The 24,079-nt window shown below is 69.8% G+C and carries 20 protein-coding genes; 5 read left to right on the top strand and 15 right to left on the bottom strand.

Annotated features, from left to right (window positions below):
- Positions 1 to 35: 35 nt before the first annotated feature.
- From ACLQ25_RS05890 to ACLQ25_RS05860, 7 genes are all read right to left on the bottom strand, one after another.
- A complete protein-coding gene (locus ACLQ25_RS05890; protein WP_396801175.1) occupies positions 36 to 305 on the bottom strand; it encodes a hypothetical protein in 270 nt (89 codons plus the stop codon).
- A 28-nt stretch (positions 306 to 333) separates the two neighbouring features.
- Positions 334 to 2,187: a hypothetical protein gene (locus ACLQ25_RS05885; RefSeq protein WP_425729827.1), complete on the bottom strand. Its 1,854-nt coding sequence runs from the start codon at positions 2,185 to 2,187 to the stop codon at positions 334 to 336.
- Positions 2,184 to 2,507 (bottom strand): hypothetical protein, encoded by a 324-nt coding sequence (locus ACLQ25_RS05880; protein WP_425729825.1) that lies wholly within the window; start codon positions 2,505 to 2,507, stop codon positions 2,184 to 2,186. The genes ACLQ25_RS05885 and ACLQ25_RS05880 overlap by 4 nt, the downstream gene beginning before the upstream one ends.
- Entirely contained in the window at positions 2,497 to 2,928 is a 432-nt protein-coding gene (locus ACLQ25_RS05875; RefSeq protein ID WP_425729823.1) for a YbaB/EbfC family nucleoid-associated protein, read from the bottom strand. The genes ACLQ25_RS05880 and ACLQ25_RS05875 overlap by 11 nt, the downstream gene beginning before the upstream one ends.
- Before the next feature lie 193 nt (positions 2,929 to 3,121).
- Positions 3,122 to 5,464 (bottom strand): ricin-type beta-trefoil lectin domain protein, encoded by a 2,343-nt coding sequence (locus ACLQ25_RS05870; protein ID WP_425729821.1) that lies wholly within the window; start codon positions 5,462 to 5,464, stop codon positions 3,122 to 3,124.
- Positions 5,465 to 5,903: 439 nt separating this feature from the next.
- Entirely contained in the window at positions 5,904 to 7,289 is a 1,386-nt protein-coding gene (locus tag ACLQ25_RS05865) for a ricin-type beta-trefoil lectin domain protein (RefSeq protein ID WP_425729819.1), read from the bottom strand.
- Positions 7,290 to 7,642: 353 nt separating this feature from the next.
- Positions 7,643 to 8,059 (bottom strand): ATP-binding protein, encoded by a 417-nt coding sequence (locus ACLQ25_RS05860; RefSeq protein ID WP_425729817.1) that lies wholly within the window; start codon positions 8,057 to 8,059, stop codon positions 7,643 to 7,645.
- A 187-nt stretch (positions 8,060 to 8,246) separates the two neighbouring features.
- On the opposite strand from ACLQ25_RS05860, the gene ACLQ25_RS05855 reads away from it, so the two are divergent.
- Entirely contained in the window at positions 8,247 to 8,597 is a 351-nt protein-coding gene (locus ACLQ25_RS05855; RefSeq protein ID WP_425729815.1) for an STAS domain-containing protein, read from the top strand.
- An 8-nt stretch (positions 8,598 to 8,605) separates the two neighbouring features.
- Here the strand turns inward: ACLQ25_RS05855 and ACLQ25_RS05850 are convergent, their stop codons facing one another.
- Positions 8,606 to 9,847, bottom strand: a complete 1,242-nt coding sequence (locus tag ACLQ25_RS05850; RefSeq protein WP_425729813.1) for a PP2C family protein-serine/threonine phosphatase — start codon at positions 9,845 to 9,847, stop codon at positions 8,606 to 8,608.
- A gap of 152 nt (positions 9,848 to 9,999) precedes the next feature.
- Between ACLQ25_RS05850 and ACLQ25_RS05845 the strand changes: the two genes are divergently transcribed.
- Together ACLQ25_RS05845 and ACLQ25_RS05840 are read left to right on the top strand one after the other, a co-directional pair.
- Positions 10,000 to 10,533, top strand: a complete 534-nt coding sequence (locus ACLQ25_RS05845; RefSeq protein WP_425729811.1) for a SigE family RNA polymerase sigma factor — start codon at positions 10,000 to 10,002, stop codon at positions 10,531 to 10,533.
- On the top strand, positions 10,520 to 11,749 hold the full coding sequence (locus ACLQ25_RS05840; protein WP_425729809.1) for a hypothetical protein: 1,230 nt from the start codon (positions 10,520 to 10,522) through the stop codon (positions 11,747 to 11,749). Before ACLQ25_RS05845 ends, ACLQ25_RS05840 begins: the two co-directional genes overlap by 14 nt.
- Before the next feature lie 109 nt (positions 11,750 to 11,858).
- Here ACLQ25_RS05840 and ACLQ25_RS05835 read toward each other — a convergent pair whose 3' ends face one another.
- Entirely contained in the window at positions 11,859 to 12,767 is a 909-nt protein-coding gene (locus ACLQ25_RS05835; protein ID WP_425729807.1) for an alpha/beta hydrolase family protein, read from the bottom strand.
- A 265-nt stretch (positions 12,768 to 13,032) separates the two neighbouring features.
- Between ACLQ25_RS05835 and ACLQ25_RS05830 the strand changes: the two genes are divergently transcribed.
- Positions 13,033 to 13,470 carry a YrdB family protein gene (locus ACLQ25_RS05830; protein WP_425729805.1) on the top strand — a complete coding sequence of 146 codons (438 nt, stop codon included), beginning with the start codon at positions 13,033 to 13,035 and terminating at the stop codon, positions 13,468 to 13,470.
- Between the two features lie 17 nt (positions 13,471 to 13,487).
- A complete protein-coding gene (locus ACLQ25_RS05825) occupies positions 13,488 to 14,924 on the top strand; it encodes a glycoside hydrolase family 6 protein (protein ID WP_425729803.1) in 1,437 nt (478 codons plus the stop codon).
- Positions 14,925 to 15,266: 342 nt separating this feature from the next.
- On the opposite strand, the gene ACLQ25_RS05820 is transcribed toward ACLQ25_RS05825, so the two are convergent.
- The 6 genes from ACLQ25_RS05820 to ACLQ25_RS05795 all read right to left on the bottom strand — a co-directional run bounded on the left by ACLQ25_RS05820 (position 15,267) and on the right by ACLQ25_RS05795 (position 24,053).
- Positions 15,267 to 16,886, bottom strand: coding sequence for a serine/threonine protein kinase (locus ACLQ25_RS05820; protein ID WP_425729801.1), 1,620 nt, complete (start codon positions 16,884 to 16,886; stop codon positions 15,267 to 15,269).
- A 237-nt stretch (positions 16,887 to 17,123) separates the two neighbouring features.
- On the bottom strand, positions 17,124 to 20,000 hold the full coding sequence (leuS, locus tag ACLQ25_RS05815; protein WP_425729799.1) for a leucine--tRNA ligase: 2,877 nt from the start codon (positions 19,998 to 20,000) through the stop codon (positions 17,124 to 17,126).
- Positions 20,001 to 20,392: 392 nt separating this feature from the next.
- Complete coding sequence (locus ACLQ25_RS05810; protein WP_425729797.1) at positions 20,393 to 21,550, bottom strand: hypothetical protein; 1,158 nt, start codon at positions 21,548 to 21,550, stop codon at positions 20,393 to 20,395.
- Entirely contained in the window at positions 21,547 to 22,080 is a 534-nt protein-coding gene (locus ACLQ25_RS05805; RefSeq protein ID WP_425729795.1) for a hypothetical protein, read from the bottom strand. Before ACLQ25_RS05805 ends, ACLQ25_RS05810 begins: the two co-directional genes overlap by 4 nt.
- Positions 22,077 to 22,898, bottom strand: a complete 822-nt coding sequence (locus ACLQ25_RS05800; RefSeq protein ID WP_425729793.1) for a phosphotransferase — start codon at positions 22,896 to 22,898, stop codon at positions 22,077 to 22,079. The genes ACLQ25_RS05805 and ACLQ25_RS05800 overlap by 4 nt, the downstream gene beginning before the upstream one ends.
- Before the next feature lie 117 nt (positions 22,899 to 23,015).
- The gene (locus ACLQ25_RS05795) at positions 23,016 to 24,053 is read right to left on the bottom strand and encodes a phytanoyl-CoA dioxygenase family protein (protein WP_425729791.1); all 1,038 of its coding nucleotides are present in this window, start codon (positions 24,051 to 24,053) and stop codon (positions 23,016 to 23,018) included.
- Positions 24,054 to 24,079: the final 26 nt, after the last annotated feature.

Genomic DNA, 24,079 nt, shown 5'->3' with positions numbered 1-24,079 from the left:
GAAAAGGGCCGCGAAGCCGCCGGGTAGGGCGTGGGTCAGGCGCTCTCGTCCACGAACTTGTAGTAGCTCATGCGGAACCGTTGCAGCAACGCGCGCATGAACTCCGGGCCGGCCTCCGGCGACACCCGCTGCGCGCCGACCGGCACGCCGTTGTCGTAGAAGTCCTGTGCGAGCGCCCCCCACTCCGGATCGAGGACGGTCAGCGACACCGGTTGGCCGGGCTGCCAATTGAACTCGGCCACCCGACGATTGGTGTGCTGGGCGAACGTGTACAGCGCCACCCTGGTCGCCGCCTGCTCGGTCATGCCTGCCTCCTGGTTCACCACGGCCCACTCACCACGGGCTCGGCGGGCGGAAGGCGTTCCACGCCTCGCCCGTGATCGTGCCCCGGGCACGGATCTCGCTGAAGCGGTCCATCGCACCGGACAACGCCTGCTCGCTCAGGCCGGTGCCGCGCAGCCGGTCGGCCAGCACCGCCGGGTCGGTGTCCTGGAGCCGGGCCATCGTCTCCGGGCTCAACGGCCGGTTCATCTGCTGTGTCACGAAGTCCGAGCGCAACGGTTCGGCGTTCGACTCGGGGAACGAGTAACCGTGGTCGATGGCGACCAGCCGGCCGTCCGGCCCGGTCAGGTAGTTACCCATGTGCCGGTCGGTGTTGCCGCTGATGTAGTCGAGGACCGCCATCCGTTCGCCCTCGGCGGCCGAATAGGCGTTGGTGGGGCGGCCCGGGCTCGCGTTCTCCACGAACTCCTGCATCGACCCGGCCCCGTGCGGCCCGTCCCAGCGCGCCGTCGTCGGCACCAGGCCGAAGCCCAGATCCTCGTCCAGGCGCGAGGCGGCGACCTCACGCGCGGCCAACTCGTTCTCCGGGATGGTGGAACGCACCTGGACGAACTCGTTCTCCGGCACGTTCGGCTTGTAGACGCCGTGCGTACCGTCGGTGAACGTGACGTCGTACGCGTCGTTGACGTGTCCGCCGGGGTCGAGTTCGGTCATGCTGTGCACCTCTCTGCCGAGCAGCCGCAACTCGGCCTCGCTCGCATGATCGGGCATCAGTGGATCGGCGTTGGAGCCGGAGTCCGGTGCGGCACTCCCGTCGGGGTCCGTCGGCTCTTCACCACCGTGCGACGTGCCACCGTCGTGCGACGTGCCGCCATCGTGGCCCGACCCGCCACCGCCTGGTCCGCCGCCGCCGGGCCCGCCGCCGCCGGGCCCGCCGCCGCCGGGCCCGCCGCCGCCGGGCCCGCCACCGCCTGGTCCGCCGCCGCCCGGCCCTGGCCCGCGGTCGACGTCGGGTGGCCAGTCGTCCTGCCGGGCCCATGGCGGCTGGCCGCCGCCCGCCGGGTCGGTGTAGCCGCGCGCGCCCGGACCGGGGGCCGGCATGTCGGTGGAGCGCGACCCGCCCGGGGTACGCCGCAGGCCCCGCAACGCCGTGCGCAGAGCGTCGAGCAGTTCGCCGAGCTTGGAGAGGATCGGCCGCAGGCGGCTGACGCTGCGGGCCAGCGCCGTGAGGAGCCCGGCAACCTTGGCGGCCCACTTGGCGACCAGCGAGGAGACCTGCGCCGCCACCAGGGGAGTGGCCGCGCCCAGGGTCAGTCCGGCCTCGGCCAGCCACACCCACAGCCGGACGGCGAGGACCGAGACGAAGTCGGCGATGAGTTCCCGGACCAGTTCCCGGACCAGCGCCACCAGCAGGCCCGCGCCCTCGACGACGGTGCCGATCAGATCGGTGGCGTCGGCCAGGCCGGCGAGGTGACGCAGGTGCTGGTCGCTGTAGCGGCGGTATGCCTCGGACGCGGGGCCCGTCCAGGTGGCGATCTCGGTGCGGACCGCCTCGGACAGGGCGAGGGCCTGGTCGTTGACCTGCCGGGAGACGTTGTGCCACGTCTGCGCGTACGCGGTGATCTGGTCCGGGTCGCCGGCCAGCCAGTCGAGGGCGTCGGAGAGCGGCTTGACGTGCTCGATGAGCCAGGCCACGCCCCACGAGACGATCGACCCGATCGGGTCGACGCAGGTCGCCAGCACCTCCATCGACGTACCGAAGCCGCCGATGGTCAGGTCGACCCAGGAGCCGCTCTCGATGCCATTGCGCAGGTCGACCAGGCTCTCGACGAGACCGAGGCCGCTGTACGAGGTGGTGGTGTCCTGCCGGGCCGCGATCAGCGGGTTCGCCACGTCGGTGCTCACCGGTGCATCTGCCCGAGGGAGGCGGAGATCGTCGCGTCGGTGTCGTGGTAGGCGTCCGCCGTCTCGTCGAGCGCCCCGGCCGCGCTGTGCAACGCCTCCTGCGCCGCCGCGAGCGCCTCGGTGGCCGGGCCCTGGAGGAAGTCCAGCAGGAAGGGGAGCGCCTGACAGACGGGCAGGTGCCCGTACGCGCCGGCACCCATCCGGACGTACGCCGCCGCGTCGTGTGCGACGCCGATCCCCGTGGAGATCCGATCGACGGAACGGGCGTGGGTGGTCACCGCCGCCGTGGTGACCTCGAAGCCGGCTGCCTCAGCGCCCACGGTCACCCCACGGGCCGTACCCCTGCTCGTCCTCCTCGGGCACCTCCGGGAAGCGCGACTCGTAGCTGCCCACGACGGCGCGGGCGGTCTCGGAGTCGGCGCCGACGGTCTCGGCAGCCGCCTCGGCCACCTGCGGCGCCAACCGGCCCTGCGCCCGGCGCATCACGGCCAGCACCTCGGCGGCGATCTCGTCCGCCCGCCAGCGCAGCACCCGGTCGTCGAGCCGCAGGTCGGTCATGGCGCCGGACGCGGCGACGGTGACCTGGACCGCGCCGTCCGCGCCTTCGGCGGTCGCCGACATCGCCGCCACGCGCTCGGACAACTCGTGCGCACGGGCGGCCCGCTCGGAGATGCCCGCCGTCCAGGAAGCGACGAAGTCTTCGGTCGCCGCGCCGAAGTCCGCGTTCGGGAACTGCGCCATCAGACCTCCCCCGTGTGACGGCCGCCGGCCGCACCCGGGATGGGCCCGAGGCGGCGCAGCCAGCACACGATACGCCCTCACCCTCCGACGTGGAGCCCGCGCCGGCCGCCCGAACGGCGACTCCCGGCCGCTCGGGTGAGCGGCCGGGAGCCATCGATCGGGGGTACGGGTCTCGCGTGGACCCGCTACCCGCTCAGCCGCGGATCCACTGCTGGTTGCTGCCGCCGGTGCACGTCCAGATCTGCACGGCGGTGCCGTTGGCCGTGCCCGCGCCGTTGACGTCCAGGCAGAGCCCCGAGGCGACGCCGGTGATCGTGCCGTCGCTGTTGACGCGCCACTGCTGGCCGCCGCCGCCGTTGCAGGTCATGATCCGCGCGCGGCTCCCCGTCGAGCTGCTGGCCACGTCGAGGCACTTGTTGCCGTAGACGGTGAGCTGGTTGCTGCTGGTGAGCGTCCACTGCTGGTTGGCGCCGCTGTTGCAGTCCCAGATCTGCACGACCGAGCCGTCGGCCTGGCTCTGGCCGTTGACGTCCAGGCACCGGTTGGAGCCCGCGCCTCGGATGGTCCCGGTCGGGGCCGGCTCACCGGAGTTGCCGACCGGCGTGACGGAGAGGTTGTCGAACTGGGCGCTGACTCCCTGACCCGTGCCGTAACCGATCTGGCCGGCGACCCAGGTCGAGTCGGAGGCCGTGCCGACGGTGGTGCCGTCGATGCTCGCCGTGAGGGTGCTCCCGATGAGCGTCAACGCCAGGGTGTGCCAGCGCCCGGTGCCCAGCGCCGAGGTGTTTCCGCTGGCCAGCGTGCGCCAGTTGCCGCTGGTGTTGTTGCTCCGGATCGACCACGCGCCACCGTCGGTCACCCGGAAGTAGTAGCCGTTCAGGTTCTGCGGCCCCTGGTGGTTGTACGTGTTCGCCCGCCCGATGAGCTGCGCGTAGCCGGACTTCTCCAGCATGACGTCGGAGGAGAGCGTGTAGTTGCGCCAGCTCAGGTCACCCAACAGCGTGTACGGCTCGGCCTGGCCGGACGTCCAGAAGATCGGCGTCTGCTCGGACATCTGCCGGACGCACCGGCCCGAGTGGCCGCCCCCGCAGGTGGCGATCTCGAACGAACCCTGCTGGTCCATGAGGTACTTGGCCTCACGCCCGACGTCGTAGCTGTCGAACGTGTCGCTGTACGGCAGCTTCAGGGTGCCCTGCGCCGGGCTGGTCGCCGTGCCCTTGCCCTGCCCGCTGGTGGTGGTGATGCTGTAGACGTAGCCGGGCTGGACGGTGAGCGAGAAGCGGCCCCCGCTCGGCGTGAGGTCGCTGCCCCGGACGAAGTGGTCGGCGGTGTTGTTCGACCTGACGTTCGTCGACCAGACGCGGACGGTGCCGGTGGACAGTCCGCCGGTGACGGTGAAGTCGAGGGTCTGCGCCGATCCGGCGTCCATCGTCTCGATGATGGTGCTGTAGTCGCTGTTGTTGGTGGACTTGAGCGACACATAGCTGCCGTTGTTGCGGTTGCCGCCGAGGTAGCCGCTCGATCCGTCGAGGTAGCGCCAGCCCGGTGCGGTGAACTGCGTGGTCTGTGCCATGACCCAGGCGCTCTTGCCGATCGAGTAGGCGCCGGACCAGGGCTGCTGGGCCACCGCGACGCCCGTGGTCGCCCACGGGATGTTGGGGGTGATGGCGGCGATGGCGGGCCAGTTGATGTAGCCGGTCATCTTGCCGTCGATGTAGCCACGGTTGATGCCCCGGGCGAGCGCCTGCGCTCCGGCGTTGTAGTCGTCGGAGCCGTTCTCGCTGGCCCAGAGCGCCTTGCCGGTGGAGATCGCGTTGTTCGAGCTGGGGCAGCTGGACTGGGCGCTGCGGTAGCCGCAGACGTAGTGGCTGCCGAAGACCTGTACGGCGTTGGCGAACGCCGGGTCGCGCAGCGACTCGTCGGCGGCACCCCAGCCGAAGTCGTCCGAGGCCACGATCTTGACGTTGCTGTAGCCACGGGAGTTGAGGGTGGACCGCAGGTTCTTGTACCAGGTGGCGTTGTAGCCCTTTTCGTTCCACCCGCCGAGGTAGTTGATGGTCAGCCCGTGGGTGCCCGCGCAGTCCAGCCAGGCGACCAGGTACTCGATCGAGTCGTTAGACCAGAAGTTGCCGTTGCCGATCCAGCCCGGTGCTCCCCAGGCCAGGCCCGCCAGGGCGATGTTGGGGTTGCGCGTCCGCGCCTGCTCCATCAGCCACCACTCGTAGCCCCGGTTGCAGTTGATGCTGCCCCGGGTGTGCTCGTGGCTGGGCTCGGCGCCGGAGGTGGAGTTGGTGTCGCCGCCGATCTCCGTCTTGAGCAGCTGCATCGCAGCGCCACGGCCCGGCTTGAACAGGTAGTCCAGGATGTCACTGCGCTGCGGCTCCGGGTAGTCGATCAGCAGCCTGCTGTTGCCACCGCCGCCGCTGACCGCGCCGATCCCGTCGAGGGCCCGTCCGCCGGATCCGCCGTTGATCGTGATGGCGGTCGCCGCCTGAGCGGGGGAGGCGACGGCGGTCAGCACGGCTGCCGCCCCCATGAGCGCCCCCACCAGCGCGGCGGTTAACCGACGTGGACGCCGTGTGTGTCGCCATGACCGGCGTCGTGCCGCCTCGCCAGCACCGCGCTGACGACTCTCTCTACCGAACATCTGATTCGCCTCCCGGACCGTCCCGACACCCGAAGCCGTACGGCAGGTTGTCGAGCTGTCGCAAGGCACTGGGGCCGATGATCGAAGATCGTTGATGAGCAGACGTCATATGTTAAGCACCGCATAGATCGACGGTCAATGCCGCAGCCACGCCCAATTACCGCCATTTGCATCGACGGACTTCGAGTAGCGGTCGAAAAAGATTTGATGAATGCGGTCTGTTGAGGAGAGTGCCCGGGTGACCCGGCGGCGGAGCAGTCAGGCTCCGCCGCCGGGTCGGACCGTGGTGCGGCAGCACCACGGTCCTACCGTCGCGCGACCGCCGGGCTCAGCTCCGGGTCCACCGCTGGTTGGCGGCGCCGTTGCAGTCCCGGATCTCGGCGCGCGTGCCGTTGGCGGTCCCGTTGTTGACCAGGGCGAGGCACCGACCGGACCCGACCCCGGTGATCGAGCCGTCGGAGTTGAACCGCCAATGCTGGTTGGACTGGCCATTGCAGTCCCAGATGATCACCGAGCTGCCGTTCGCCGTGGCGGCGCCGTTGACGTCGAGACACTTGCCGCCGAACACCCGCAGTTCCTGCGACGCCGTCGAGGTCCAGCTCTGGTTGCTCTGGCCGTGGCAGTCCCAGATGATCGCCGCCGAGCCGTTCGTCTGCGAAGCGCCGTTGACGTCCAGGCAGCGGCCGGAGGCGGTGTTGCGCACCGCCGACGTGCTGCTCGGTGGCGGGGTGGTCGGTGGCGGGGTGGTCGGATTGCCGGTGGGCGACACGGTCGGGCTCGGCGTCGGGTCGGTGCTGCTGAACTGCGTGAAGAACCGCCACACCTCGCCCTTGGTCCAGGTCCGCGCGCCGCTGTCCCCGCCGCCGTCCACCGGGCCGGGGGTGTGCCCGCCGTCGAAGGCGGCCCAGACCACCGGATAGCCGGACCGGCAGCCGGAGTACGTGGTGGTGATGTGGGTCAGGCTGCCCGCTCTCGGCTCGGGAGGGCTCTGTGCCGTACATCCGTTGTTCCGCACGAACGTGTCGCGCAGGGAACGTCCGGCGGAGACGTTGAGCACCGGGTCCCCGATGCCGTGGATGCCCATGTACGCGATCGGCTGGGTGCCGCCGCCGCAACCGCTGAGCTGGCCGCCGGAGTAGACGGCGACAGCGCGGAAGACGTTGGCGCGGGAGCAGGCCAGCGAGTAGCTCATGCCTCCGCCGTAGCTGAAGCCGAGCGCGAAGAGCTGCGACGTGTCGACGCAGAGGTCGGCCTCGATCTGGCTGATCATGTTGTCGACGAAGGTGACGTCCTGGCCGCCAGGGTTGGCCCAGCCGTTTCCGTTGCCCTGGGGGGCGACGAAGATCGTGCTGTTGTTGGCCTGCTGGCGCAGGCCGTAGTAGGACCAGGCCGCACCGTCCGACCCGCCGCCGTCGACGTCGTTCATGGTGCCGCCGTTCCAGTGGAATCCGAAGATCAGCCGGTACGGGTGGTTCCGGTCGTAGTTGTCGGGGATCCGCAGGATGAAACTACGGTTCTGACCGCTGCTCTGGATGGACCGTTGACCGCTGGTCAGCGTGGGCGCCTTGCCGCACCCGGCGGTTGCTGCGGCCGCTGCGACGTTCGCGGCCGACGCGGTGGTGCTCACGCCACCGGTCACTATCGCCGCACCCACGGTCGCGACGACGAGCGCCGCCGTCGCAAGAGAACCGAGGATGGGTCTACGTCCTGTCATGATGGGCTCCCGCCAATCGGCACGAAGTGATAGGTGAGGGGATCCACGGCGACCACGACACGCCACCGCTCACCGCTGCCGACGCCGCTCGGCGCGGACGAAACCCCGATGCGGTGTGCCCACGGACCGACCGGCTCGTCGTCACGGGTCTGCACCGCTGGTTCCGCCGCCCAAGCGGGACCAGAGGGTCGTCGAATCGTCGGTGGCCACGTCGTACGCCCGAACGCCACGCCCGGCCGTCGATCGGAGCACCCGGTCCACGGCCGAATCGATTCGGCCCCGACGCTAGATCTGGCAGTGAAATATGTCAATGCCGTGTCGAGTGGGTTGCGGCCCGACGCGAGGGGTCGGCGCTACGGCGCTGCTCGTACCTCGCCGAGGTTCTTGGTGATGCGCAGCAGCACCTGGTCCGGTGGCCCGTCGACGAAGGTGGCCACGTCGGAGAGCGCGGCGATCAGCGGTAGTCCACGGCCGCCGATGGTCAGCGGCGCGGGAAGGTCGGCGTCGAGTTTGGCGGCGTCCGGGGTGCTGCCCCGGTTGCCGACTTCGAGGACACAGACGTCGCCGTCGATGCTGATCGTGAGGTCGACGGCGCTGCTGGGATCGGCGTGGATCACCGCGTTCGAGCACGCCTCGCTGATCACGACCGCCAGGTTGGCGCGAACGTCATCGCCGATGTCGGTCAGGCTCAGCAGGGTGGCGAGTAGGTGCCGGGCTCGGGCCACCGCCGACGGCTGGCGCGGGAGCGACACTGTCAGGTCCACCCGCATCGCTCAGCCCCCTCGCAGACCCGTGCGTCGCCAGCCCGGATCACCCTGTCATACCCACGGCCGGGGGCCCCGATACCCGTGCCGCCACGACGGATCGGGAACCTTGGAAGGCGTTCGGCGTCGGCATCTGGCACGGTAGGGGGCGAGCAGGCACCGCGCAGCGGGTCGGCGCACGTGAGGGGGAGTGGTGGAGTTCGCGTTGGCAACCCGGCGAGGGCGCGTCGGCACGGTGGTGGAGGTCGCCGGCGATCTGGACATGAGCACGACACCGCGTCTGCGGGACGGGCTGCTGGAGGCGGTCGAGAGCGGCGCCGGGGTGGTGGTGGTCGACCTCGCCGCCGTCGGGTTCATGGACTCCAGCGGCCTGGGCGCGCTCGTGATCGCCTACAAGGCGATGCGGGCGCGGGACGGCTGGCTCCGCCTGGCCGGAGCTCAGCCGCCGGTACGCAAGGTGCTGTCGATCACATCGGTGGATCGGGTCATCGAATCCTTCGACACCGTCGAGGCGGCCGAGGAGGCTTCTTCGGCGGCGTCCTGAGCGTCGTTTCAGTCCGCGCTGGCGCGGGTGATGTCAGCGCCGGCGGCGGTACGGCGTGGCCCGTGGCCGTCGTACCAGTCGATGATGAGCAGGGTCGCGTCGTCGGTCAGCACCGGGCCGGCGATCGCCAACACCCGGTCCGAGAGCGCCCGGACGGCCTCGCGCGGATGCAGGTGGGCGATCTCGACCAGCGCCGCAACCAGGTCAAGGTCGGCGGCGTTGCGTTCGCGCATCCCGTCGGTGACGATCACCAGCCGGTCGCCGGGGAGCAGGGAGACCTCCCCGCTGCGGTAGCGCTCCTCGGGAAACATGCCCAGCGGGAAGTTTCTGGGCAGCTCCACCGGTACGACCCGGTCGCCCCGGACCAGCAGCGGCGGGACGTGCCCGGCGTTGAGCAGTTCGCAGTGACCGGTACGCAGGTCCATCCGGCCGAGCACGGCGGTCACGTACGCGCCGGGCACGTTGGCGTTGTCCGCGATGGCCCGGCTGGCCTGGTCGGCCTGCGCGACGAGGCTGTCGCCACGACGGCGGGTGTTCCGCAGGCTGCCCACCCCGAGGGTGGCGGTCAGCGCGCTGGCCACGCCGTGCCCCATCGCGTCGGTGACGCTGACGTGCAGCAGGTCCCGGGCCAGGCTGTAGTCGAAGGTGTCGCCACCGACACTGGCCGCCGGTTCCAGCCATCCGGACAGCGCGAAGGCGCCGGCCTCGCAGGTGAACGCGGCGGGCAGCAGCCGACGCTGGATCTCCGCGGAGAGGGTGAACGGGCTGCTGCGCTGACCCCACTCGAACAGGTCGGTGTGCCGGCGGTTGGCGATGACCACGAACGCCAGCGCGTGCGCGGTCCGGGCGATCTGCGTGATGACCGACTCGTCCGGCTCCTCCGGAAGGGCGATCTCCAGCAGACCGATGGCCTCGCCGCGTTCGGTGACCGGCGCCAGCACGGTCCACCGGCCGTCGCCCGTGAGCACCTGGGTGCCCTGCTGACGAAGGACCTGCTCGTAGGGGCCGCCGTCGAACGGCAGGACCTCGGCGGCCTCCTCGTCCTGGCGACGGCCCGGACTGTCGGTGGTCGGTTGGTGGGTCAGCCGGACCAGCGCGCGACCGCTGAGGTCGGCGATCAGCAGCGAGACACTGGACGCGTGCAGCGCCGCGGCGATGGTGCCCGTGACGGCCTCGACCGCCTCCACCGGGGCGGCGTCCTCGGCCGCCTGCAACACCCCGGTCAGTATCGCCCGTCCGCTGTCGTCCACCCGTCGAGCATAGGCACTCGCGGCGGCGATCAGCTCCCGGCCGGCGGACGTGACGGTGACATCGCACGGTAGTCACACAACTACTTGTCCAGCCCATGCAACTTCCCGGTACGGCGATTCCGTTCTACCTCCGGCACGAGGAGGCAGTCGACGTGAAAGCCGAAGACGAGCAGGCATTCCGCGAGTTTGTGACGTCAGAGATGGCGTCACTGCGCAAGCTGGCGTACGTGACCTGCGGCGACTGGCACACGGCAGAGGACGCCGTCGCCAACGCGCTGATCAAGCTCTACCCACGGTGGCGTGGGCTGGACCGTCCCGATCTGTACGTCAAGACCATGGTCTACCGGGCCGCGATCGACGAGACCCGTCGGCCGTGGCGGCGCGAGCGACCGACCGGTGATGCCATGCCGGACGTGGTGGTGCGGGATCCGGCCGCCGCGACGGACGAGCGGATGCGCCTGCGGGTGGCGCTCGACGCGGTGCCGGCCCGGCAGCGGGCCGCGGTCGTGCTCCGGCACTACCTGGGTCTGAGCCTGGAGGACACGGCCGGCGTCCTCAACTGCACGGTCGGCGCGGCCAAGAGTCAGGCCTCGCGGGGGCTGGCGAAGCTGCGCGAGTCACTCGCCGGCGAACGCGTCAATCTCACCGGGAAGCCGATGGAGGAGTGGACCAATGCAGTTGCGTGACCTGGTGGACACGGTGACGGGCGACGAACCGCCGATGGCCCGTACCGTCGACGACATCATCGCGTCGGGGCGGCGGGCCGAGCGGCGTCGCCGGGCGGGGTTCGCGTCGGCCGGCGCGGCGGGCCTGGTCGCGGTCGCGGTCGCCGGCGTGCTCGTCCTGCCCGCACTGAGCGCCGAACAGAACACCACTCCGGCTCCGGGACCGGCCGCCGCGACGATGTCCAAGCCCGGCCCGGCCGCGTGGTCCGACGCCGAGCCGTTCACCTTCACCTTCACCGGGTACGACGCCGGCACGCTGCACGTGCAGGACCCGATCGTCGCGTCCACCGCGTACCAGATCGCCTCCGTCTACTCCGGCCGTCACGACTCGAACGACAGGCCGGTGAGCGAGGAGGAGGCGGGCGTTGGCACCGAGATGGAGAGCAAGAAGGGGGCCGCCGACGACAAGCCGAACCTGTGGGCCTACCTGACCGTCTACCGACCGGGCGCTTTCGACGCCGCCGGCATCAAGGGCGGCACGAACGTCACCGTGGCGGGGCGCAAGGCCGTGCGGGCGACCCTGCCGGTCGGCCTCGACCCGCGCAACGAGCCGGACACGCGCAACAAGCTGTTCGCCTGGGAGTACACCGACAACGCCTGGGCCGCTGTCACGTCGGTCTCCTCGGACGAGGCCACGCCAACCTTCGAGGACCTGAGCGGCCTGGTCGAGGGCCTGAAGCCGAGCAGGCCGACGCCGGCCCTGGTGCCGTTCACGGTGGGCTACGTTCCGGCCGGCTACCAGCCGCTGCAGATCGGCACGCACGCGATGCCCGGCCTCGACGGCATCGCGGCGGCCCGCGCCGGTGACTACGGGGGCGCGACGTACACCAAGCCCGCCGCGCCCACCTCGGGTCTGACCGCGCCCTACGACTCGGCCGAGGACGGCATCGAGAACGGGTTCAACATCTTCGTCACCCCGAACACCAGCTCGAACCAGTCGCCCGAGCCCGGTGCCACCAGGTGCTACGCCGCGTCCGACCGAGGCGGCCGCAACGCCGGCGGTGGCTTCTGCAACATCTGGAGCGCCGACGGCACGGTCGTCCTCCAGGTCAGCTCCGGGGGTCTCGGTGACCAGCTGCCCCAGGCCGAGCTGAAGAAGATCGCCAAGGGGATCACGGTGGCCGACGTCCGCAACGAGTCGACCTGGACCCCCGCCGCGGCGGCCCTCCGCCCGTAGCCCTGGTTCCGCTGTGCCCCGGCGGTGACCGCACCCTCGGGCGCGGTCACCGCCGGGGTCGGCTCGCATCAGGCGTCGGGTACGTCCCGGGCCTGGCGCTGGACCGCTCCTACCGGTGTTCGACGTGGTAGGCGCCGTCGCCGCGCGCCGCGCGTTCGCCGAGGTCCTTCCAGGCGGCGCCGTCGAGCCCGAAAACATCCAGGAGGTACGCGGAGACGGCGTCGGCGACGAGCGCTACGCGCGCCGGGTCCTCGTCGGTGGTCTCGGCGACACTCTCGCCGGCGATGCCACCGAGCGTGTGTTGACCTTCGGCGATGGTCAGCATGCTCTTGGGCGCGGGGCTCAAGTGATAGGCGTCGGTGAACCAGTCTGGCCCGCGGGTCGACATCGCCGATTTGTCCTCGCCACCTGTGATGACGAGGGCCTGCGTGGTCATGGTGGAGTAGTCAGGTCGCATGAACGGCAGGTGCTCGGCCGCGAACGGGGTGAGACTGTCGCCGGTGCCGGTCGCCGCGATGAGGACCCCGGCCCTGACCGCGTGGTGCGAGAAGTCCTCGCCCGGCGTGCCGCCGGTGTCGAGCACGCGAGCGCCCAGAAGGGTGCCCACGGTCTGGCCGCCCCAGGAGTGCCCGACGGCGGCTACCCGTCCCTCGTCGACGCGGCCGCGCAGGCCCGCCTGGTCGAGGATGTCCCCGAGGTTGTCGAGGATCGCGTGCAGGTCGGCGATCCGTACGCGCCAGATCGTGCCGAACCGTGGGTCGTCGAACCCGATGCCGTTGCGCCGGGAGTCGAGGTGGGTCGGCTGGACGACGACGAAGCCGGCTGCCGCCCAGCGGTCGACGAGGGGTTCGTAGCCGTCCATCGACCAGGCGTTGCCGTGCGAGAAGACGATCAGCGGTAGGTCCCGGCCGGACTCCGGCGTGGTGACCTTGACCTGGAGGTCGATGCCGCGTCCCTCAGTGGGCACTCGGATGGGCTTGATCGCGACGAGTCGCTGTAGGGCCTGTTCGGTACGCATGGTGCGGTGCTTCCTCTGCGGTGAGGTCGGTCTGCCATAGTTGCGGAACACTGTTCCGGTAACCGTAGCGGAACAATGTTCCGCCAACAAGGAAGGGCTGGTCGATTGCCGCCGCTGGCCCTGGCTGGTGCGTCACTTGACCGTTTTGGCTAATGCCACTAGCCATAATGCTATGGCTGATAGCCGAGGCTCCGTCGAGATTAAAGCGTTGACCGGCGGGTCGGGGTTGCGAGGCGTGATTCGTGGGTTCGGGCTCCTCTTGGTCTTGCTCCTGGAGTTGACCGTGCTCGCCATCGGCGCCCGCTGGGGGTGGGCGCTGGACGCGCCCGCGGCGGCCCGGCTGCTCACCGCGGTCGCGGTGCCGTTGCTGCTCGCCGGGCTCTGGGGCGTGCTCGGTTCGCCGCGTGCCCGGGTGGCGCTCCGTCCACCGGTCAAGCGGGCGTTCCAGGCTGGGTGGTTCGTGCTCGGCGGCGGGATGCTCGCACTGCTCGGGCAGCCGTGGTTCGGCGTCTGGCTGGTCGCCGCCTGGGTCGCCGTCGCCATCCTGCTGCGCCGCGAGGCGCGAGGCGTGAGGCGGCACCCGCGTCCGGCCAGGAACGCCCGCCGGTGGCCGGACACCGGAAGTTTCGCGCACCTTGGCAGCGGCGCGCGCCTCCGCTACCTTCATGGGAACGCTCCCATGAACTTAGATACATCGATGTGATCAGGAGGAAACACGACGTGGCTATCCTCTCCCTCCGGCGACGCAGATCCACGGCCCTCAGCGTGGCCGCGGTCGCGGGCGCTGCCGCCGCCGGCGTATGCCTCGCCGTCAGCAGCGCGTCTGCCGGCACCATCTCCGGCCCGCTCTACCGCGACCCGAGTTCGGCGGTCGTACGCTGGGTCGCCGCAAACCCCGGCGACTCGCGCGCAGGCGTCATCCGCGACAAGATCGCGAGCCAGCCGCAGACCCGCTGGTTCGCCAACTTCAACATCTCGACCGCGCAGTCCGAGGCAGCCGCGTACGTGGGCGCCGCCAACGCCGCGCAGCAGATCCCGGTGATCGCGGTGTACCAGATCACCAACCGGGACTGCGGCGGCGCCAGCGCCGGTGGCGCGCCGGACCTCAACCAGTACCAGAGCTGGGTGTCCAACTTCTCCCGGGGGCTGGGCAACCAGACCGTGATCATCATCCTGGAGACCGACTCGCTCGCCCTGCTGACCTGCCTGAACACCAACGAGATCAACGCCCGTAGCCAGGCGATCTCGACGGCCACGCGCACCATCAAGTCGGCCAACCCCAACGCCAAGGTCTACCTCGACGCCGGCCACTCCACCTGGAACAGTGCGGGTGAGACCGCCAACCGGCTGCGGGCAGCCGGCGTGCAGTACGCCGACGGCTTCTTCAGCAACGTGTCGAACTACAACTCGACCTCCAACGAGGCCAACTTCGGTCGAGCGGTCATCTCCTCCCTCAACGGCATGGGCATCTCGGGCAAGCGCCAGGTGATCGACACCAGCCGCAACGGTGGCGCCAGCGGAGACTGGTGCGGCGACGACAACACCGACCGGCGTATCGGTATGTACCCGACGACGAACACCGGCGACAGCAACATCGACGCGTACCTCTGGGTTAAGCCTCCGGGCGAGGCGGACGGCTGCCGCTACACCGCCGGTTCGTTCCAGCCCGACCTGGCCTACAGCCTGGCCAACGGCGTGCCCAACCCGCCCACGACGGCCCCGCCGACGACCCCGCCGCCGACGTCCACCCCGCCGACCACGCCGCCTCCGACCACGCCTCCGCCGACGACCCCGCCGCCCACCACGCCCCCGCCCACCACGCCCCCGCCCACCACGCCCCCGCCCACCACGCCTCCGCCGACTGGTAACGGCTGCTCCGCGTCGGTGGCGCTCAACCAGTGGTCCGGTGGCTTCACCGCGAGCGTGACGGTCACCGCCGGTTCTGCGGACATCAACGGCTGGACCGTGACGATCACGCTGCCCAGCGGCGCCGCGGTCACCGGCGTCTGGAACGCGCAGGCCAGCGGCACGAGCGGAACCGTCCGGTACACCAACGTGGGCTACAACGGACACGTGGGCGCCGGGCAGTCGACCAACTTCGGCTTCCAGGGCACCGGCACCGGCCCGGGTGCGACGGCCAGCTGCGCGGCCGCCTGACCCGGACCGAATTCACGGCCCGGCGCGGAGGACCACCTCCGCGCCGGGCCAGCACCATCGGGGGTACGGGCCGGACCGGCCAGCGGCGGAGTGACGAGTCAGCGACCGACACCGTACGGCGGCTCGCCGCCCGCAGACTCAAGCGTGAGCTGCGGACTGTCCGATCGGTTGCGGGTCGGGATCGCGACGGGCCGTTCCGTTCGCTCGGCTTCGCCGACGGGACATCTCGTGGCCGGCGAGCAATGCCAACGCGACGGCCGAGCGCCGCCGGGCAGCCCGATCCTCGCCCTCGTAGACATCGGGCGACTTCCTCTAGCCGCGCCGCTGATCCGGCCCCGTCAGTCAGACCGCGCCACGGTCGACCAGACTGAACGTGGTGTCGATCGGGGCGTCACCGAGCTGCTCGACGTAGATCGCTTTCTTCGTCGGGCTCCACTGCACGACTCCGTACTCGTCGCTGATGATCGAGTAGGAGGTACGTCCCTTGTCGTCCTTGCCCTCGCGGGACAGCGCGAACACGGTTGCGGCGGAGGCGTAACACTCGGCTCCCACCAACGACGCGTACTGTTTTGAATCGATCTTGACTCCGAGGCACGGTCGGTGGGAGACGTCCGGATTCAATGACTTGATCATGAAGTCGACGCCGACCGGTTCGAGCACGAAGAGCGCGTCCTTGCCGGTGCCGTCGCCGGCCTCGAGCTCACCGTGGAACGGCAGCTTGAGGTCACGGTCGATCTCCACCAGGTGCAGCAGGATTCGCCGCTGACCGGTCAGGATCGCCCGGGTCGGGTCCGTGCTCCTCGACGGTGACGCGGTGGGCGTACCCGATGTGGCCGCGGACACGGTGGTCGCCGGTGCGCTCGGTGCCGGGCTGCCGGTCGACGTCGAGCCAACGTGATCCGGTTCGGACCCGCTGTTGAGCAGTCGCGGGCCGAAAAGGGAGGTGGACACCAACACCGCGATCACCGCTGCGGCTGCCCCGCCCGCCGTGAGCCAGCGACGCCGGCCCCAGCCCGGGCGACCGGCAGTGACGAGACCGGATGGCGTCGACCGCCCGTCCCGGTCAGCACCACCCGCGGCCGGCAGCGCACTCGCCGCCGGCGTCGCGCCCGGAAGCTGGGCCGACTCTCCAGCACCTTTCGCGTACCCTGCCGTCAACAACCCATCGAGCAGGTCTCGGGCGATGGGACGAGCAGCGGGATCCTTCTCCAACGCCCGGGAGACCAACTCCCGCAACGGCCCATCGAGCCCGGTCAGATCCGGCGGTTGAGTCAGGATCCGCATCGCGGTGGCGGTAGCGGAGTCGCCTCCGAACGGGTTGCGGCCGGTGGCGGCATGGGCGACCAGGGCACCCCAGGCGAAGATGTCCGCAGCCGGGCCCACCGGATGACCGGACGCGGTGTCCAACCGCTCGGGAGCCATGTACGAGACGGTTCCAACCATCTGGTCGGTCCGGGTGTGCTGGCTCGTCGCCTCGAAAGCTCGGGCGATACCGAAGTCGATGACCTTGATCCCGCCCAGCGCCACCAGGACATTCGCCGGCTTCAGGTCCCGGTGGATGACCCCGGCGCTGTGGATGGCGGTGAGCGCGGTAGCCACCCCGACCGCGATGCTGTGTAGCTGCGCCGCCCCCAGCGGCCCCCGCTCCCGGAGCACCTGGGCCAGGCTGGGGCCCTCGACGTACTCCACCACCAGGTATGGCGGGTTGTGGTCCGGGTCCGCGTCCAGGACCTCGGCGGTGCAGAACGGCGGGACCTGGCGCGCGCGGTTCACCTCGCTACGGAATCGGCCCCGGAACTCGTCGTCGTGCGAAAGTTCCGGACGGACGACCTTGACCGCCACCCGCCGTCCCTGCGGCGAGCGGGCCAGGAAGACAGTTCCCATGCCACCGTCGCCGAGCCGGTCCAACACGTCGTATCCGCCGAGGCGGGTCGGGTCACCGGGGCGCAGCCCGTTGTTCACGCCCGATGCCCGCAGACCGCGACCACCACGTGAACTGTTCCGCCTATCACCCGTTCCCCTTAGGTCAGTCGGACGCCGACCGCAGCCTATCGTCCGCCCACCCAACGTCGTCGATGCCATCCACGTACGGGCGCGCGTTGATCGACGGGTCCCAACGAGTAGCTGTGGTCACCTCTTGGGGTCGCGCTCCCTGCCGGACGTGGGTGGCCGGAGTGCTCCCCGGCCACCCACCACCCGTCAGATGACGATGTTCACCAGCTTCGGTGCGCGCACAACAACCTTGCGCACCTCGGCGTCCCCGAGCGAGGAGACCACCGCCGGCTCGGCGAGGGCGAGTTTGCGCAGCTCTTCCTCGTCGATCTCGGGGGCCACCTCGAGCCGGGCCTTGACCTTGCCCCGGATCTGCACCACACAGGTGACCGTGGGCTGGCGCAGGTATGCCGGGTCCGCCACGGGGAACGGCTGACGAGCCAACGACGTGGGGTATCCCAGCCGCTGCCAGAGCTCCTCGGCGATGTGCGGGGCCAGCGGAGCCACGAGCAGCACCGCCTGCTCGGCCACCGCGCGCGGCGTGCTGCCCCGCTTGACCAGGAAGTTGACCAGTTCGATGGCCTTGGCGACCGCGGTGTTGAAGCGCAGCCCCGACAGGTCGGCCGCGATCCCGTTGATGGCCCGGTGCAGGGCCCGCAGGGTCTCGGTGTCGGGCTCCTCGTCGGTGACCACGAGATCGCCGGTGTGCTCGTCCACGATGGTGCGCCACAGCCGCTGGAGGAACCGGTGGGACCCGACGATGGCTCGGGAGTCCCAGGGGCGGGAGGCGTCCAGGGGGCCGGTCGCCATCTCGTACAGCCGCAGCGTGTCGGCGCCGTACTCCTCGCGGATCTCATCCGGCGAGACCGCGTTCCGCAGCGACTTGCCCATCTTGCCAGCTTCTCGGCTGACCTGTTCGCCCTTCCAGTACCAACCGCCGTCGCGCTCCTCGACCTCCGCCGCCGGGACCGGGAAGCCCCGGCTGTCCCGGTAGACGTGGGCGGTGACCATGCCCTGGTTGTAGAGCCGGTGGAACGGCTCGTCGGACGAGACGTGCCCGAGGTCGAAGAGGATCTTCTGCCAGAAGCGCGCGTACAGCAGATGCAGGACGGCCTGCTCGGAGCCGCCCACGTACAGATCAACTCCGCCGTGCGGCTTGTGCTCCGTCGGCTCCATCCAGTAACGGTCGTTCGCGGGGTCGACCATGGCCTGCTGGTTGTCAGGATCGATGTAACGGAACTGGTACCAGCTCGAGCCCGCCCAGTTCGGCATGGTGTTGGTCTCACGCCGGTAGCGGCGCCGCCCGTCCCCCCGGCCCAGATCAAGCTCGACCTCGACCCAGCCGACGGACCGGGACAGTGGCGTCTCCGGGGTGCTGCTCAGGTCTTGGGGGTCATAGGTGCGCGGAGCGTAGTCGTCGATCTCCGGCAGACGGACGGGCAGCATCGATTCCGGCAGCGCATGCGCGACGCCGTCCTCGTCGTAGACGATCGGGAAAGGCTCCCCCCAGTACCGCTGCCGGCTGAACAGCCAGTCCCGCAACCGGAAGTTGACCATGCCTTCGCCGGGACCCTGCTCGGTCAGCCAGGCCGTGATGCGCTTCTTGGCCTCGGCGACGGTGAGCCCGTCCAGGGACACCGACGTGTTGGCGGAGTTCACGAGTCGTGCGTCATGGGAGACCATGGCATCGGGCCACTCGGCCGCGTCCGTGCCGCGTCCGTCCTTGGGCTCCACCACGCAGCGGATCGGCAGTGCGAAGGCGCGGGCGAACTCGAAGTCACGCTGGTCATGCGCCGGTACGGCCATGATGGCGCCGGTGCCGTAACCCATCAGTACGTAGTCGGCCACGAAGATGGGCAGCAGTTCCCCATTAACCGGGTTGCGAGCATATTTGCCGACGAACACGCCGGTCTTGGCGCGATCCTCAGCCATTCGCTCCAGTTCCGACCTGCTGGCGGCCTGCCTCCGGTAGGCAGCGACAGCCTCGGCGGGTGTGGCGTACCCGCCGGTCCAGGTGTCCGGAAGCGAGGACTGTTCCGGCCACGTCGCGGGCACCAGTTCGTCCACCATGTCGTGCTCGGGCGCCAGCACCAGATACGTGGCACCGAACAGTGTGTCGGGACGGGTGGTGAAGACGTCGATCGATCGCTCGACACCGTCGACGGCGAACTCGACGCGTGCGCCCTCGGAACGACCGATCCAGTTGCGCTGCTGCAGCTTGATCGCTTCGGGCCAGTCCAGCCCTTCCAGGTCGTCCAGGAGGCGATTACCGTACGAGGTGATGCGCATCATCCACTGACGCAGCCGGGTGCGGAAGACCGGGAAGTTGCCACGCTCGGAACGCCCGTCGGCGGTGACCTCCTCGTTCGACAGCACGGTGCCCAGCCCCGGACACCAGTTGACCGGCGCTTCCTTGGAGTAGGCGAGCCGGTACTCGCTGAGCACCTCATCCTTGTCGAGCGGAGACAACTCCGCCCACGCCCGACCGCCCGGCACCGCGCGCTCACCGCGCTCGAACTGCTCCACCAGGGTGTCGATGGGCCTCGCCCGGTCGAGCTCCGAGTCGTACCAAGAATTGAAGATCTGCAGGAAGAGCCACTGCGTCCAGCGGTAGTAATCCGGTTCGATCGTCGTGATCGAGCGTCGGTAGTCGTAGGACATGCCCAGCGAACGAAGCTGGTCGCGGTAGCGCTCGATATTGGCTTCGGTCGTCACCCGCGGATGGGTGCCCGTCTGAATGGCATGTTGTTCGGCGGGCAGCCCGAAGGCGTCGTACCCCATGGTGTAGAGGACGTTGTGGCCGTTCATCCGCATGAAGCGCGCGTAGATGTCGGTCGCGATGAACCCGAGAGGGTGCCCGACATGTAGGCCCGAACCGGACGGGTACGGGAACATGTCCATGACGAAGCTGCGCTTGGGACCGGCAAGACCTGCCAGGTTCCCGGTGGGGTTGGCGGCGTAGAAGGTGCCTTCCTTCTCCCAGCGCTGCTGCCATTCCAGCTCGATACGGCCGGCCAATGCGGCCGAATAGCGGAACGGCGGCGTACCGTCGTTCTCCGGGTGCTCATGACTGTTCGAAGTCATGTCGCTCATCGTCCTGTATCTCCATCTGGTCCGGTCGGGCCTGGCCCCGACTCGCGTGGACGCGGAAACGCGTGCGGGCTGCGCTCGGAAAGGGAGAAGAGCAGGCCCCGGTGCCCGGAGGTCTAGCCGCACCTGCTCCGGGGGCTGTCATTCAATTGCTCCGGGACTGCTCGGCGCTGCTCGGGAAGACGCAGTCGCGACGTATCCATCTGGAGAGACTAGCCTAGTACCTCAGCCCGAGTCGTCGACGTTAGCTGATCTGCCGGCCCGATGCGCTGCGCGGACCAGGACGCTGACTGTCGAGCATGGATGGTCCGGAGGCGCCCCGCGAGTCAGACGCGGCGGCCCCGGTCCGCCGCCGATGACCAGCGCTTCTCGGCGGTCACGGTGAGTCATGCAGGTTGGTAGGACCGCCGTACGAGGTGCTGGCCCACAAGATCCGGGGTGGGGGCGCGCAGGACCCGCAGCGACCCGCGAGTAGGGCGACCATGTACGGCGTGAGCACCGCGGATGATGTCGGTCAGCCGTTGCGTCGCGCCGTCGGCGAGCAACCTGTCGGCTCGGCGGAGCAGCTCGGGCAGGTCTTTGCGAGGGTCGTCGACCGGGTACCAGCGGGAGTAGTCCTCCACGAGAAGCGCCGCCCTGGCCTGCCCCGGCACCCAGAGCACCGGTGCCAACGCGCCGGCGGGCACCGGTCTGCGGTCCACCCGGCAGCGCAGCCCGATGTCCGTGCTCTCCGCGCGGGGGTCTTCGCCGCGAACATGGACGTGCAGGGGCGCGACCGTACTTGCGAAGGCCGCGGCGAGACCGGTCTGCAGCTGGGCCAGGAAGGCGAGCAGACGTCCCGAAATTCCGATCTCGAGGACTGCGGTGTCCGGGGCGTCGAGGTGAGCGAGGAACTCCGGCCCGAGTTCGTAGGCCAGCGACCACGGTTCGAGCGAGTCCCGCGGATCGGGCATGAGGGCCGCGAGGCACCGGTCGGCGTAGTGCGGCGGCGGAGGCTGCTCGACGAGCAGCAGGGGAGCGCCGACTGCGGCAGCGATGCCCGCGAGGATGTCCTCGACGGCCGCCCACCCCTCGGTCAACTGGTCGCGAGGCACGACGACGTGCATCGCCATGAACGGCGCGATGTACTCGTCGCGGATCAGGGGCTCGGTGCGCGCGACCGGTCGGTAGATCCCACTCGCGGACACGACGGCACGGGCGGTCCGATCCAGGGCTGCCGCTCGAAGCCAGCGCAGGTGCGCGAGGTTGAGATCGAAGAGTACGGGTCGGCCGTCCTCCAGCAGGTAACAGTCGAAGTTCTCGGACATTCCACGGGCGGTGTCGAGTCTCGTCCGGTCGCTCATCACCGCGTCGTGCGCCACCCAGTCCACGGACCAGTGCGCGGCGACGAGGTCATGGAAGGTCGCCATCAGCCGCTCGGCCAGGTCGAGACCGTCGCCGGTGAGGTTGGTGTAGCCGGCGCCGATGTGATGGCGGCTGAGATAACCGGCCGCGATCAGTCGTCGCCGGTATGCGGGGATCTTCCGGCTCACGTCGGGGATCATCGGGCAATCCTCACTCCGCAGGTCCGGACCCGCCGCAACACCGACGTCAGGTCGGTGGTCTCGTGCGCGACCTGCCATCCGGAGGAGGCGAGAACGGTCATGAGGTCATCGCTCGCGGAGTGCTCGGGCCGCGACCATTCCTCGGCGAGCAGCACGTCGTGCTCGATGCTGCCGTCGGTCCGGAGAGCATCGCCCACGGAGTACACCGCCAGGGGAAGCCGCTGTCGGCGCAGGCGCTCCCCGGGCACGAGCTGGAAGTCGAGACCCACGGTGCGCACCGAGAAGGCGCCGGTGGCGCCGGCCGCGGTCGTGAAGTGTTGACGGGGCCCCAGGCGCGAGCCCGCCGAGACCGGGATGCCGACGAAGGTGCACCGGTTGTCCGACCATGGCGCGATCAGCGGAGCCGACAGGCGGTCCCAGCTCGCCGACCTGAGCGTCTCGTGCATGGCCCGCAGGCTCGCCCACTCCTGCGGATCGACCCGTCGCAGGCCCATCGCACGGGCTTCGGCGTACGGAGCGGGCCGGTTCACGGTCGCCTCGTGTCGGCCGTGCCGTCCGGTGCGTCGAGCCCGAGTTCGCGCGCGGCCCAGTTGAGTGAGATCTTCCCGAGATCGCGCTGGAGCACCCGACGACCCGAGGGCGGGTCCGTGTCGGGAAGGCCCATCTGGGAGCACCAGTAGCCGGCGAGCACGGCAGCGAACTCGCCCTGCCCGGCCAGCACCTGGTCCGGCAACGGGCCGCCTTCCCTTCGTAGGCTCGGGAGCCAGGCACAGATGTCGAAGACCGGATTGCCGATCGCGGCCCAGTTCCAGTCGACGATCCGGACACCTCCGGATGTGAAGCACAGGTTGTCGCTGCGGATGTCGAGGTGCAGCAGAGAGGTTCCGTCGACCGACGCCGCGGCCGACGCTTTGCTCAGTGAAGGCAGGGCCCGGTCCAGCCAGCCGGCGGACACCAGCCCGGTCGCGAGGAACGGGTTTCTGTCCTGCGCCACCACGTCCCAACCACCAAGTAGCTCGACGTCGTCCCGCAGGAGCGGAAGCGGGAAGTCAGGTTCGATGGCATGGACCGCGTCGAGAGTTTCCAATATCAGCTTGATCATGGTGGCGTCCCAGGGCGGGGGCCACTGCGCCTCGTGCAGTCCTTCGAGAACGAGGATCGGGTGACGGCCTCCGCCCGCGTCCCATGCGATCGCCTCCGGCAACCACGGCGCATCGACGCGTTCGTAGATCACCGCCTCGTCCCGGAGCCAACGGGCCGTGAGCTCGTCCGTGGCCGCCTTGACGAACCGGGGGTTGCCGTCGTCGCCGACCACCAGCCATCGTTCGGCCCCGGTGAAGCCGCGCACCACCTTCTGCCAGTCCCGGACGGGACCGAGGAGCAGCTCCACCCGACGAACCAGATCAGCCGGTGGGCGGTCCTGGGCCAGTTCACTTCTCATGTCGGTCCTTGTCGGTCTCCGGCACTAGACGGCCGCGTTCAACGACGCGAGCAGCTCACCGGCGAGCTGGCGACGAGCGGGGTCCGGGTCGTGCACAGCCATCCGTTGGAGCGACGAGATCGCTCGGCTGTCGCCGCGCCTCGCGTACTCGATCGCCTGTCGGTTGCGCTCTTCCTCGTAGCGGAAGTCGAACGAGACGGTCCGAAGCTCCGGCCGATCCCAGTGGTACTTCAACGACTCGTTCTCCCAGGCGGAGTAAAGCGCGTCCCAGGCGAGCGCGGAGGTCGACGGTGCGAGGCTGCGGTCACAGATGGGCTCGGTGAACGGCTGGAACCGGAAGTCGGTCGATATCCGGAAACGATCGGAGCGATTCGGCAATCCGCGATGGACCGTCAGCGAATTGAAGATGACGACGTCACCGCGGGTGAACTCGCCGCTGCGCCAGTCTTCGTCCGGGACATCCTCGATCACCGTGCCGCCGGTGCCGCGGGCAGGGACACTCGGTCGTACGCCGGTCAGGTGCGAGCCCTCGGCGACGGCCAACGGCCCGTCCTCCCAGGAGACGTCGTGCAGGGGCACCCAACAGGTGTACGCGTTGGTCGTGCCCTGCACGGACACGAAGTCCTGATGGGCCGGCGTGGTGAAGTCCATGTTGCGAGGAGCGCTGGAGGCCGGAAAGACGATGCGGCCGATGGGGCGAGGATGAATGAGCGCGGCCTCGCCCAGGAGCGGCTCCAGGAGACTGTCCCGTACCGAGTGACCCACGCTGTGGAACGCCTCCGACCGGTACGCCTGGTGGTAGACGCGCCGGTAGTTCTCCTGCGGCTCGACGGTGAACTTGGCCGGATCGGCTCGCCGGTCGGCGGGATCACCGAGGAACCAGCCGCTCTCGCTGATCGGACGGGTGAAGTCGGCGAGTACGCGTTCGAGCAGCTCGGGATCCACGACCTGACGTAGGAAGAGGTAGCCGTCCCGGCGCAATCTGCCGAGCAGCGTCCCAGGATCGTCGAGATCCGGCGTGGAGTCATGGAAAGCGGTGATCTGTTGCTTGTCTTCTGTCACCGGCCCTACCCCCTCGGGATGATGTG

This window comes from Micromonospora sp. DT44, from assembly GCF_049841635.1.
Classification (GTDB): domain Bacteria; phylum Actinomycetota; class Actinomycetes; order Mycobacteriales; family Micromonosporaceae; genus Micromonospora.
Note: the sequence above shows the minus strand (reverse complement) of the source record. Positions and strands in the feature narration are given on the sequence as shown.